At 56.4% G+C, this 12,586-nt stretch carries 12 protein-coding genes and 1 pseudogene; 1 reads left to right on the top strand and 12 read right to left on the bottom strand.

The genetic code is table 11. The features are described 5' to 3' along the window. Window positions 1-14: 14 nt before the first annotated feature. The 3 genes from BGO64_RS19785 to BGO64_RS19775 form a co-directional block, all read right to left on the bottom strand. A complete protein-coding gene (locus BGO64_RS19785; protein WP_010673692.1) occupies window positions 15-257 on the bottom strand; it encodes a DUF3297 family protein in 243 nt (80 codons plus the stop codon). Between the two features lie 463 nt (window positions 258-720). Then, entirely contained in the window at window positions 721-1,353 is a 633-nt protein-coding gene (locus BGO64_RS19780) for a hypothetical protein (RefSeq protein ID WP_213320210.1), read from the bottom strand. A 112-nt stretch (window positions 1,354-1,465) separates the two neighbouring features. Next, window positions 1,466-2,260, bottom strand: coding sequence for a hypothetical protein (locus BGO64_RS19775; RefSeq protein WP_286701235.1), 795 nt, complete (start codon window positions 2,258-2,260; stop codon window positions 1,466-1,468). Between the two features lie 29 nt (window positions 2,261-2,289). Here BGO64_RS19775 and BGO64_RS19770 point away from each other — a divergent pair. Beyond that, window positions 2,290-2,547 (top strand): annotated as a pseudogene (locus BGO64_RS19770) (metal-dependent hydrolase); the annotation flags it as partial. Window positions 2,548-2,788: 241 nt separating this feature from the next. On the opposite strand, the gene BGO64_RS19765 reads toward BGO64_RS19770, so the two are convergent. The 9 genes from BGO64_RS19765 to BGO64_RS19725 form a co-directional block, all read right to left on the bottom strand. Then, window positions 2,789-3,526: an abortive infection system antitoxin AbiGi family protein gene (locus BGO64_RS19765; RefSeq protein ID WP_134997262.1), complete on the bottom strand. Its 738-nt coding sequence runs from the start codon at window positions 3,524-3,526 to the stop codon at window positions 2,789-2,791. Between the two features lie 129 nt (window positions 3,527-3,655). Beyond that, window positions 3,656-4,402 carry a DUF6650 family protein gene (locus tag BGO64_RS19760; RefSeq protein ID WP_286701234.1) on the bottom strand — a complete coding sequence of 249 codons (747 nt, stop codon included), beginning with the start codon at window positions 4,400-4,402 and terminating at the stop codon, window positions 3,656-3,658. 118 nt (window positions 4,403-4,520) lie between these two features. After that, window positions 4,521-4,832 (bottom strand): hypothetical protein, encoded by a 312-nt coding sequence (locus BGO64_RS19755; protein WP_286701233.1) that lies wholly within the window; start codon window positions 4,830-4,832, stop codon window positions 4,521-4,523. Between the two features lie 792 nt (window positions 4,833-5,624). After that, window positions 5,625-6,431: a tryptophan synthase subunit alpha gene (gene trpA / locus BGO64_RS19750; protein WP_113725446.1), complete on the bottom strand. Its 807-nt coding sequence runs from the start codon at window positions 6,429-6,431 to the stop codon at window positions 5,625-5,627. Then, window positions 6,428-7,621 (bottom strand): tryptophan synthase subunit beta, encoded by a 1,194-nt coding sequence (trpB, locus tag BGO64_RS19745; RefSeq protein WP_041214833.1) that lies wholly within the window; start codon window positions 7,619-7,621, stop codon window positions 6,428-6,430. The genes trpA and trpB overlap by 4 nt, the downstream gene beginning before the upstream one ends. A 65-nt stretch (window positions 7,622-7,686) precedes the next feature. Continuing rightward, a complete protein-coding gene (gene trpCF, locus BGO64_RS19740; RefSeq protein ID WP_286701232.1) occupies window positions 7,687-9,192 on the bottom strand; it encodes a bifunctional indole-3-glycerol-phosphate synthase TrpC/phosphoribosylanthranilate isomerase TrpF in 1,506 nt (501 codons plus the stop codon). Further along, a complete protein-coding gene (gene trpD / locus BGO64_RS19735; RefSeq protein ID WP_286701231.1) occupies window positions 9,192-10,205 on the bottom strand; it encodes an anthranilate phosphoribosyltransferase in 1,014 nt (337 codons plus the stop codon). Before trpD ends, trpCF begins: the two co-directional genes overlap by 1 nt. A gap of 10 nt (window positions 10,206-10,215) precedes the next feature. After that, on the bottom strand, window positions 10,216-10,815 hold the full coding sequence (locus BGO64_RS19730) for an aminodeoxychorismate/anthranilate synthase component II (RefSeq protein ID WP_069785302.1): 600 nt from the start codon (window positions 10,813-10,815) through the stop codon (window positions 10,216-10,218). Continuing rightward, window positions 10,808-12,442, bottom strand: coding sequence for an anthranilate synthase component 1 (locus BGO64_RS19725; RefSeq protein ID WP_286701230.1), 1,635 nt, complete (start codon window positions 12,440-12,442; stop codon window positions 10,808-10,810). The genes BGO64_RS19730 and BGO64_RS19725 overlap by 8 nt, the downstream gene beginning before the upstream one ends. Window positions 12,443-12,586 lie beyond the last annotated feature (144 nt).

The following is a 12,586-nucleotide window of genomic DNA, read 5'->3' as shown; positions in this document are numbered from 1 at the left end:
GCGGTCAGGGCCGCTTAGGCGTAGAAAGCCTCGACGGTGCCCTTGACGGTGATCAGCATGGGGTTGCCGTAGCGATCCTTGGCCTTGGGGGAGGGGATCTTCACCCAACCTTCGCTGATGCAGTACTCCTCGACATTGGTGCGCTCCTTGCCGTTCACGCGAATGCCGATCTCGTGCTCGAAGCACTCTGCCACATGGTGCGGGCTGCGCGGGTTGGCCGCCAGACGGTCGGGCAGTGCAGGTTTGTTGTCGCTCATTTTATAGACCTGAGTGTGATAAAAAGTGGGTCATTGTAGGCAATGCCCGTCATGGGCTCAAGGCCGGGCTGCGTCCCATGGGGGTGGACAAGGTCCGGCTACAGTTGCTGCCCTGGTAGCGGCTATAACCGGCTCAGAAAGACGGGGGTTGCCATGTTCTTACTGATTTTCAGGTAGCTTCGGTACCAAAGCCAATATCAAGGTTGTAACAGGACCTAAGAATAATGAAATGAAGAACCAGACTAAACCGCTACGGTTCTTCCCTTGGGCGAGGACAGCATTGATTAACATCAATGTTCCCCACCCAACAGAAAACTGTTTGCTTAACTCAATATATTCAGAGCTCACAAGAATTCCCTTTTCATTTTATATGATGACATTCGGTTATAGAGCGATGTCGGAAGCCACATTTTTGTGGGCAGGCCATGCGACCAAACCTTAAAAAATAACAGTATTTATATGTCTATACAATGCTTTCTGACTTTACATGCATGGTGCCAATAAGAACTATTGCATTGCAAACATTGCCTTTGCTACTGATGACATCACGACTGGACTCAAATATTGCATAGAAGGCACAGTTGTATGACCTTATCAACGCCCTAAGTGACAGCATATCTTGTGAACCATCATAATTTTTTCGCCAATATGGAGCGATAAAGGAAAGTCCTATGCCGAGGTGATAGGCGCTGGGGCCTAGGCTATGTTCTATATCATTCTTTGCCTTTCCCACCACCGAGTTTATTTTTTCATCTAGGTCTGATTTAGCTCGTTCACCAAAATAAAGCCATTCCATCTTTGCTTCAGCAATAGCGATATTAGTTTGCTTTGAAAAATATAGATCAACACGGCCGTTAACCGTGTTATCTATGTTACCTTTTTGGCTGGAGTACTCTTCCAAGGCAATTCCGCCACTTCTCCAAACAGCTCCTGAAAAGGCGCTTACATTAGCCCGTTCATTATACCAGTAGAGACAGTCATTATACTGCTTCTGTTCAGTGAATTCTTTGTGGAGTAGTCCCCATTGTTCTATGATAGGAGCAATCCAAGCAATCTGTTGATTGTGGATTCTCATCTCAAATTGATTTGTATTCATTACTTTTCCTTGTATGTACAAATTCACACAAAGCCTTGGTATACGCTACTTTTGCTTGGATTCACGGTGTCTCATATCTGTGTTTTTTGCATCCAGATACCCTGCAAGGTATCTAGAGAATGATTTTGTACAGTTTGTCGTAGTAAAAATCATCAAAGTCAGCAACCGTTTTTAGGGTAAACGGTGCTGGCAGGGTGAATCGTTTCCAGGTTTCTTTGAAAATCTCGTCACCATCTTCTTGCGCATTCTGATTGATGTTCTCCTTTATTAATATTTTCTTGGTCGAGAAGTTGATGCTCGTCACCCGCTCGACGAGGGGGCCGCGGTTTTCACTCAGGTCGTAGCCAATCAATTCGAAACCGACGTTCTGATATCTGAATTTGTAAGACCAGTAACCATAACGTCCATGGCCATAGTGGATCTGCAAGATCCCTTTCTCTACGGAGACCCAAAGCTCAGGGGCAAAATAGACACCACCATCTTCATTCTCCGAGGAGAAACAGCTTGGATTATCGAGCGCCAGCTCATAGTGATCCCCCTTATTGAACGCGATGATAAGGCCTCGCCGATTACGATCCAGCTCACCACGGTATTCGTCAACAATGACATTGCGCTTGTTAGTGCCTTTGATGACGATGACCATATCACTCTGGCCATCCTTGTTTAAATCCCCCTCGATTTTCTCAAAGACAACATATCCCTTGGGAATAAAATCGAGCGGATCTTTGGCTTTCAGAGGGGCGCCTTCGGCTAAAACTTGTGCTTGCAACAGCATTAAAAGCAGGAATAACCCTTTTTTCATCACCACTCCGTTTTCGTATGACTCTATAAATGGTGAATGATGCGTAAGATGGATACCCATGGCAAGTGCTTTGAGCCACGAATGGAGACGAGCCTGGCTGTCCATAGGAATACTCCCAGCATTCCGCGACCGCTCTGGTCTCTCTGCTCTCCCACAGCCTGCTCGACTCGTTTACCACCGGCGGCAAGGGGGTAGGTTGGTTCTGGCCATGGCGTGACGAGCGTTTCTTCGCCCCCTGGCAGATGATCCGGGTCGCCCCCTTCAAGCCGGAGGCCTATCTCACCGCCCGGGGTGAAGCGGTGATCCTCTCCGAGCTCTACTGGGTCTGGTTGCCGGGGATTGTATTGATGCTGGGATTGTTAGGGTGGCGGGTGTGGGGAAGGGGGCGGTAGTGGTAGGCTTGAAAAGGGGTATCGGTATATTGCGGCTGAGCAAAAATAAAAACTTGGACACCCATCTTTTGGGCCTAGCTGCAACGTCTCGCTCAGAAAGATGGGTGTCCTAAATTTTTTGTTCGAGTGCCTTTGGCATTCCTTTTTGCCATTTTACGTTAGATTAAGGAGCCGGCTTTAGCCGGCCCCAGTAAGCGGAGAGAGCGATTTGAACCACTTGTTATATACCTCGTATACAATGTTAGTAGTCTTGCATTATTTGTTCGGTGGAACATATTTTAGTTAATAAAATATCCAATTCATCTGCCGTGCATCTGCTGGAGTAAGTGGTACGTAAAAAATTTACCATTGAAAGTATTTGAGATGTATCTTTTACTATTATGTATGATATATCTTGGGCGTCAAACGAAATTCGGATGTTAGCAAGTTTTTCATTTTGTTTGTCTTTGTCTCTTTTATAGTATGACGCGCTTATTGAAAAGCTTGTATTATTTAGATCCTCCGCCCCAGGAACTAATCGCCATTCACGTTCGTCATAGAATTTGTAATCATTTTTTTTTACATTTTTGCGGGTTAACTCACCTGAGTAATTTTTTGCATAGCTTTTAATTCTAAGTATTTCACCTTTCTGTTGTTCGGTCAGATTGCTATCATCCCTTCTTCTTTCTTTTATTAGACCTTCGATGCTCTTGGCGAATAATGAGTTTCTATCTATATATATTACTGGGTTAACACCATTTTTTATAGCCCATTCCTTGGAAAGTCCAATGCCATATTTACCGTATGCGGAGAAATGCTGAGTTGAATCTGATAGAGGTATATCACAGAATGAAACCATAGGATGTGCTGCGTTAGATACTTCATCGTGGAGATAAAGTTTTTCAAGGCAGTATTTGACCTTAAATCCCTCTTCTAGTATGGATGTAAGAGCCTTGTATGATCCAGTGTAGTGAATTATTGAATTTGTACTAATTGCCATATGAAAATATCTTATTGCTTATTTTTGGGTGTGTGATCTAAATAGGGCGTCGAGGTATATAACGCTAGCAGCATGGGTAAAATTGGAACGCAGCGGAAATTTTGTCCCAATACCTGCGTTTGTTAGAACTCATTCTGGGACTATTGATTGGAGATCACTACTGATAGTGATCTCATAATGCCTCATGAGATCACCGACGTTTACTCCAACCACTTTCCTCACAGCACCCAAGGAAAAATTGAGCTCTTGGAGGTCCGGATTGTCAGGCGTTGAATTCATGTAATGTCGGCAAGCTCGAACGATAGATTCGGCAATGATGAATAGCGGGGAATCTGGAGAAATCTCAGCTCGGATTCCTGTGATGAGTAGCCGCAGCTCCTTAAGAGACTCAAATACCCTTTTAGGGTCTTCCTGATCATACGGTTCAAAAAGGCTGCCTTTATCTTCCAACAGACAAATCAATCGTTTGGCTAACTTCTCGTCCGACCGGTGAGGAAGAAATTGAAACACTACTCTTTTTCCACCCTCGAGACATTCCTTCATTAATGACTCATGATCACGCTTCCACTTTCGGAGATGTTCTGCAGGATAACCATGCCCACCATTCTTATCGATTAAGTCAGCGCAGGCACCACAAAGCCAAATTGCATTGGCTATTCCACCTCTTTGTTGAATTGTCTGTGACATGTCATAACGGGAGCCGCCCGGACTGGCTGCGCAGATATGAGCAGCTTCCCCTGTTTTAATTGAAAGATTCGATGCGGCTTGGTCAGGCCCGATGGTGATCCTGCGACAGTAAGGATTGCTGCAAATGTATGCAGCGCGCTCAGCAACCTTTCGCACTACAGCGGCTTTGAAGTCATCCCGTTTAGCCATTTTTATGAGTTTACCTCAAATGAGTTATAACGCCATATTAAGGAGGCGTAACACAATACCGATGCCACAATAACCATTAAGCATAGTGAAAATGCCACGCGAGTTTGTTATACGAAAATCAGACGTTTTCTAGGCGCCATTTAGCTGCTTCCAATTCACCTTTTGTAAACAGTGCTGAATACTTAGGGTTTATCATTAAACCTTCAACAGTGAGATTCAGTTTTCCAAGTCGTTTTAGTTGTTTGAAACCGGACTGAAATTCACCTGAAATAACAAATTTTTTTGCCACATCTACGGGATGACTTGTAGCGATCATCTCTTCAAATCGAGATGGATGATAACCTAATTCATAACACTGACTAATCGCCTCTCTTATTTCTGAGGAAAAGTCATCTTTTATCGTCACTTCAATCCCCTTCTCTTTAAACACAGGTTTAACATAAGTTGGCATTAATTTAATAGTATTGTTTTTATATAATTTTACTATTATACAATAGTCACCAAGGAAAGTTGAAATTAAATCGCAACATTATCAGTCTGTCTATAAAAACTAAACGAATTCACTTGCCCCTTTTTTACTTTTACATTATTGCTGTATAAAAATAGTTATGGCGTGTCATAGAGCGAGCCGCCAAATCCCGTTTGCGTGAACAAGTCAGGGTAGTGATGTGTTTGTATCACTACAGCATCCTACTGAAAAGTCCTGCTGGTACTGGATCCGCAATTTCATACATTTTCATCAACTGCGACCCCACAGGAAGTCAGCGCCGTTGAGGTAAATCTCTTTCTCACTGGCTTGTCTGTCTCTTCAGGCAAGGCTACCGCCCCTGAGTTTCAGCCCCCAGTTCGCTGCTTTTCATCCGTGAGCTAGCAACAATCGCTTTCATGGCGTTTTTCCGAGAGGTTGATTGTCATTCGGGTATCTTAAGGGCGAGGGGGGCGCGTTGAGAAGCTCGTTTTGGCGGGAATTTGTGTTGTATCAACAAATTAGTCACTAAGGTGTGCGCTGAGTGAGCACCCAACTTGGCTGGGTATGCACAATTCCCCTCACCCCAACCCTCTCCCGGAGGGAGAGGGGGCAAACAGCTGGGAGCTGCAAGCGGGTGCGAGCGAGAGCGAGATAAAAAGAAAGGGAGCCGGTCAGGCTCCCTTTCTCATGGTTATGGCGTGGTTATGTGAACTGGCAGAGCAGGGTCACAGATAGTTGACCCCATACCCAACCTTAGCGATTGGTCGCCGCCTTCATCCCTTCCACAAACTCTTTCAAACGAGTGAGCATATGCTCCGGATTCTGGTGGTGGGTCTCGATGATCTTCACCACGGCGGAGCCGGAGATGGCACCGGCGGCGCCAGCGGCGATGGCTTCACGTACCTGGGCCGGTTCGCTGATGCCAAAGCCGAGCAGGGCGGGGGGGGCATTGAACTCGCGCAGGGTGTTGATGAGGCCCTCCACCGGCATGCCGGCCTTGGTCTCGGCACCGGTCACGCCGGCGCGGCTCACCAGATAGGTGTAACCGGAGCCGAGCTCGGCAACGGCCTTGAGCGTCTCGGCATCGCCGTTGGGCGGGGCAATAAAGATGCTGTCGATGCCGAACTTGTCGGCGGCCGCCTTGTAGGGTTCGCACATCTGCACCGGCACGTCCGCCACCAGCACGGAGTCCACCCCTGCCTGCTGGCACTTCTCGTAGAAGCCGTCGATGTGGCGCACATAGACCAGGTTCGCGTAGACCAGGAGGCCAATGGGCAGCTGCGGGTACTTGGCGCGGATGCGGGCGAGCAGGCCGAAGCAGTCGTCCGGGGTGGTGTGGCTGGCAAAGGCACGCAGGGCGGCACCCTGAATGGTGGGGCCGTCCGCCACCGGATCGGAGAAGGGAATGCCGAGTTCGAGGGCGTCGGCGCCCCCTTCGACCAGGGCATCGACGATGGCCAGGGACAATTCGGGGGTGGGGTCACCCAGCATCACGAAGGGCACGAAGGCGCCCTGATTGGCCTTGTCCAGACGGGAGAAGAGTTGTGCGTAACGGTTCATGACAAGGTTCCTTCTTTTTCAAAGATGTCGGCAACGGTGAAGATGTCTTTGTCGCCACGGCCGGAGAGGTTGACGATGAGCACCTGCTCTTTTTCCGGTTCACTGCGGGCCATCTTGAGGGCGTGGGCCAGGGCGTGGGAGGACTCCAGCGCCGGGATGATCCCTTCGGATTTGGCCAGCTCCTGGAAGGCGTCCAGCGCCTCCTTGTCGGTCACCGAGGGGTACTCGGCGCGGCCGATGGCAGCCAGGTGGGCGTGCTGGGGGCCGACGGAGGGGAAGTCCAGCCCCGCCGAGACGGAGTAGGACTCCTGGATCTGGCCCTGGTTGTCCTGCATCAGGAAGGAGTGCATGCCAAAGAAGACCCCCTTGCTGCCGTGACCCAGCGGCGCGCCGTGCTCGCCGCTCTCGATGCCGTGACCACCGGGTTCGACCCCGATAAGGCGCACCGACGGCTCATCGATAAAGTCCGCAAACATGCCGATGGCATTGGAGCCGCCGCCAACGCAGGCGATCACCGCATCCGGCAGGCGCTCTTCTTTTTCGAAGCACTGGGCCTTGGCCTCCTCGCCGATCATCTTCTGGAACTCCCGCACGATAGTGGGGAAGGGGTGGGGGCCAGCGGCGGTACCGAGCAGGTAGTGGGCGGTTTCATAGTTGGCAGCCCAGTCGCGCAGTGCCTCGTTGCAGGCATCTTTGAGGGTGCTGGAGCCGGAGTGCACCGGGATCACGGTGGCGCCCATCAGCTTCATGCGAAACACGTTCGGCTTCTGGCGCTCGCAATCCTTGGCCCCCATGTAGACCCGGCACTTGAGGCCGAGCAGGGCGCAGGCCAGCGCCGTCGCCACACCGTGCTGACCGGCGCCGGTCTCGGCGATGATCTCGTGCTTGCCCATGCGCTTGGCAAGCAGGGCCTGACCCAGCACCTGGTTGGTCTTGTGGGCGCCGCCGTGCAGCAGGTCCTCACGCTTGAGGTAGAGGCGGGTCTTGGTGCCCTTGGTCAAATTGCGGGTGAGGGTGAGCGGCGTCGGGCGACCGGCGTACTCGGTCAGGAGCGCCTGAAACTCGGCGACGAAGGCCGGGTCATCCTTGGCATCGACGAAGGCCTTCTCCAACTGGAGCAGGGCGGGGATGAGGATCTGGGGCACATACATACCACCAAATTCACCGAAAAACGGATTGAGCAGGGTCATACATTATTCCTTGTGCTTATGGGCAAACGCAGTTCATTAATTCGTTGAATGAGTCACGGGGGCGCTCACAGTTGGCGCAGGGCGCCAAAGGCGGCCGTCAGCTTGTGGGCATCCTTCCTGCCCGGGGCACTCTCCACCCCGGAGTTGAAATCAAGGCCGAGACAGCCCACCCGGGCGGCCTCGAGGGCGTTGTCGGGGTTGAGCCCCCCTGCCAGCATCAGTTTGCTCTTGTCGAGCCCGGCCAGCAGAGTCCAGTCGAACGCCTGACCGGTGCCGCCGCTCTGGCTGCCGACTTTCGTATCCAGCAGCAGGCGATCCGCCGGGTAGTCGAGGGCGGGCAGGGACTCGCCACTTGTGACTCCAACCGCTTTCCAGATCTGGCAGCCTGCCGGCAGCAGCGCGCGCAGTGCCTCGACATAGGCGGCATCTTCATCCCCGTGCAGTTGCACGGCGGCGAGCCCCAGCGCATCCACCGTCTTGGCGATGGTGGCGGGCTGGGCATTGCGAAACACCCCGACGTAAGAGAGCGGCGCACCCGCCATCACGGCGCGGGCGGCGGGAATGTCCACGTAGCGCGGGCTTTTCGCCACAAAGATAAGGCCGCCGAACACGGCGCCCGCCTGATGGGCGGCGGCGGCGTCCTCGGGACGAGTCAGGCCGCACACCTTGTTCTGGCCGAGCACGAGCTTGCGCACCGCGGCCTCCAGATCCGGCTCCGCCATGAGGGAAGATCCCACCAGGAAGCCCTTGGCGTGGTGGCGCAGGGCCGCCACCTGGGCGCGGTGGTTGATGCCGGATTCGCTGATCACCACCCGATCCCCCGGGATCCTGGCCGCCAGCTGCCGGGTGCGGGCAAGATCGACGCTCAAATCCCGCAGATCCCGGTTGTTGATGCCAATCACCGGGGCGCCGAGGTCGATGGCGCGGGTCAGCTCCTCCTCGTTGCTCACCTCGGTGAGCACCCCGAGGCCCAACTCTTTCGCCACGTTGAACAGGGCGCGATACCCCTCGTCGGTGAGCACGGAGAGCATCAGGAGGATGGCGTCCGCCTGATAGTGGCGGGCCAGATAGACCTGATAGGGGTCAATCATGAAGTCCTTGCAGAGCACCGGCTGCTGGACGCGGCCGCGTACCCGGGGCAGGAAGGCGAAATCCCCCTGGAAGAACTTCTCGTCCGTCAGCACCGAGATGGCGGTGGCGTAGTGGCCATAGATGTCGGCGATTGCCTCCGGGCTGAAGTCGTTGCGGATCAAGCCCTTGGAGGGGGAGGCCTTCTTGCACTCCAGAATGAAGCGGGTGGAGCCTTGGCGCAGATCCCCCTCGAAGTCCCGATCGCTCGGGGTGAGCGCGTCCTGGAAGCTCGCCAGGGGCTGGCTCTCCTTGCGGGCGGCGACCCACTCCTGCTTGGCCGCCACGATCTTGCCGAGAATGGTCTGGCTGATGGAGGCCATGTTCAGAAAGGCGTGGGGAGCAATGACATCTGACATCTCGTTATCCTTGCGAAGCTGGCTGTTGCCCGTCGGGCGTTCTGGGTGAGTGCCCCTGGGGCACGCTGCGGTGGTGGCTGACATCATGCCTCCTGATGGCTCAGGGTGGCGAGATCCCGGGCGAGGAGGGCGGCCTGGCCGCTTGCCAGCACCGCCAGCACCCGGGCGGCGGCCTGCCTAAAGTCCGGGGCCTCGCCCGCCATGACCAGGAGCGGCGCCACGTTGGCGGCGATGGCGGCGTTGTGGGCCGGGCTGCCGCGTCCTTCCAGGATGGCGGCGGTGATGGCGCGGTTCTCCTCGGGCTCACCGCCCTGGATGGCGCTGACCGGGTAGGTGTCGAGGCCAAAGTCCGCCGGGGTGAGCAAGTACTCGCGAATTTCGCCGTCACGGATTTCCGCCACCTGGGTCGGGCCGTGGATGGCAATCTCGTCGAGACCGGCGCCGTGCACCACCATACCGGTTTTCAGGCCGAGTGCCAGCAGGGTTTCGGCGATGGGGCGCACCAGCTCGGGGGCATAGACCCCCATCAGCTGGAAGCTGGGACGAGCGGGGTTGATGAGCGGCCCCAGCACGTTGAACAGGGTGCGGGTCTTGAGGGCCTGGCGCACCGGCATGGCATGGCGCACCCCGGCGTGGTACTGGGGGGCGAACAGGAAGCAGACCCCGAGCTCGTCCAAGCAGCGGCGGGCCTGGGTCGGGCTCATGTCGAGCTTGATGCCCATTTTATCGAGCAGATCGCTCGACCCCGACTTGCTCGAGACCGAGCGGTTGCCGTGCTTGGCCACTTTCAGGCCGCAGGCGGCGGCCACCAGGGCCGAGGTGGTGGAGACGTTGATGGTGTTGAGGCCGTCCCCTCCGGTGCCGACGATGTCGCAGAAGGCATAGTCCGGGCGCGGGAAGTCGCGGGCTTCGGCCAACAGCGCCTCGGCGGCGCCGGCGATCTCCTCCGGGGTCTCCCCCTTGATCTTGAGAGCGGTCAAAAGGCTCGCGAGCACGATGGGATCCACTTCACCACGAACCACCTTGCCGAAGGCGTCGCGGGCGGCGTCGCGGGTGAGAGACTGACCCTGATAGAGGGTGTTGAGATGTTGATGCATGGTCTCTTCCTTACCGCACGTGGCTTTCTGGACGGGTGACATGGGCGAGGGCCTGGGTGAGCAGGCGGGCCCCTTCGCTGGTCATGATGGATTCCGGGTGGAACTGGAAGCCCAGCACCCGCTCGTCACGCTGCTCGATGGCCATGGGCATGCCCTGATAGTGGGCAATCACCTGCAACTCTTGTGGCACATAGGTGGCCACCAGGGAGTGGTAGCGGGCCACCGGCAAGGGGCTCGGCAGCCCCGCGAAGGCGCCATGGCCGTTGTGCTCGATGAGGGAGCGCTTGCCGTGGACGATTTCCCCCGCCGCCCCGACGGTGCCGCCGTAGGCTTCGCACAGGGCCTGATGACCGAGGCAGATGCCGAGGATGGGCACCCGGCCCCGGGCCAGCTTGATGAGGTCGATGAGGCAGCCCGCCTCATGGGGCGCGCCCGGCCCCGGGGAGAGCACCAGGACGGCGTCCCCTTCGCAGGCGTCGATCTCACTCATGATGCGGCTCGCCTGCAGGCTGTTGCGGTAGATGCGCACCGGGTAGCCCAGGGTGCGGAACTGGTCGACGAGGTTGTAGGTAAACGAGTCGAAGTTGTCGAGCAGGAAGATGTTAGTCATGGCTCACGTCCTTGTGTTGTTCCTGCTGGGCGCTGAGGGCCTGCAGGGAGGTGCCATGGCTGGCAGCGATGGCGGCCAGCACGGCCGCCGCCTTGGCACGGGTCTCGTCCGCCTCGGCCTGGGGTTTGGAGTCATAGACCACCCCGGCGCCGGCCTGGACATGGGCTACCCCCTCTTTCACGAAGGCGGAGCGGATGACGATGCAGGTGTCCATCTCCCCCGCGCCGTTCAGGTAACCCACGGCGCCGCCGTAGCTGCCGCGACGCTTGCCTTCCACCATGCGGATAAGCTCGCTGGCGCGCAGCTTGGGGGCACCGGTCAGGGTGCCCATGTTCATGCAGGCCTGGTAGGCGTGCAGGGCGTCAAGGTCGGCGCGAAGGGTGCCCACCACCCGGGAGACCAGGTGCATGACGTGGCTGTAGCGATCCACTTTCAGCAGATCCTTGACGTAGCGGGTACCGGGGGCGGAGATGCGGGCGATGTCGTTGCGACCCAGATCCACCAGCATCAGGTGCTCGGCCACCTCTTTCTCGTCCTGGCGCAGCTCCAGCTCGATGCGGCCGTCCAGATCCAGGTTGATGCTGCCGTCCGGGTTGAGGCCACGGCGGCGGGTGCCGGCGATGGGGTACATCTCCACCTGGCGGCTGTTGGCGCAGAACTTGACCGCGCTCTCGGGGGAGGCGCCAAACAGGGTGAAGCCCTCGTCCTGCACGTAGAACATGTAGGGGCTGGGGTTGGTCTGCTTGAGGCGGCGATAGGCGGCGACGGGATCCGGGCAGGGGAGGGAGAAGCTGCGGGACGGCACCACCTGGAAGATGTCACCACGGCGGATGAAGCCCTTGAGCTTCTCGACCTCGGCGCAGAACTGCTTGTCCCCCTTGTCGACGGCCAGGACGCCGGTCAGCGGCGCCGAGCCCTGCGGCGCAGGCAGCGGCTGCTGACAGGCCTGCTTGAAGGACTCGAGGCGAGCGGTCAGGCGGGCGTAGCGCGCGTCCAGCTGCTCATCCTCTTCGCCGCCGAACAGGCAGGCCACCAACTGGGTGCTCTGCTTGATGTGGTCGATGGTGATCAGGGTCTCGGCCACATAGAAGCAGTAGTCAGGGCAGTCGTTGCTCCCCTCTGGCACCTCGGGCAAGTCTTCAAAGGAGGCGATGAGGTCGTAGGCGAAGCTGCCCGCCATGAAGAGGGCCTCTTTGCCCTGCTGGCATTGCAGCTCCCGCTGCAGGGTACGCAGCACGTCCAGCACGCTGCTGCCCTTGAGGCGGCTGTCTTCGTCAAGCTCCCGATCGGACGCCGGGAAGTCGAGCTGCAGCTCGTCCGCCACCCGGGTCTGGGTGATGACGGCGGGCAGGCGCTGCTCCAGCAGGCGCAGCAGGGCGGCGCCGTTGTCGCCGAGGGGGCGCACCTGCACGGCGCGGCCGCGGCACTCGATGCGCAGGCAGGCGTCCACCAGCAGCAGGCTCTGGGTGCCGGCCTTGGAGTCGATCTCCACCGATTCGAGCAGCAGGTTGTTGGGTCTGTCCTGGCAGAGTCGGGTATAGAGTGCCAGGGGGTCTGTCACATAGGGGGCATTGAGCCGGATGGTATCGAATTCGCCCAGGGGCAAACGGGTCTTGTTGCCTGTCATAATGCCTTCCCTTGCATGTGTTGTGTGTCACCGATGGTCATGGCGCTGTCTCTCTTGAAAATGGGTCGGGTTCGGGTCACGTCAGCGAGTTCGCCATCGCCATGTCAGTGTGCTTCTCTGAATTGTCGGTTTCATCACAGGTCC

Origin of the sequence: Aeromonas sp. 62-46 (assembly GCF_001898585.1) — a bacterium.
Taxonomy (GTDB): Bacteria; Pseudomonadota; Gammaproteobacteria; order Enterobacterales; family Aeromonadaceae; genus Aeromonas; species Aeromonas caviae.
The sequence above is the reverse complement of the archived record's forward strand: the minus strand, read 5'-3'. Positions and strand labels throughout refer to the sequence as shown.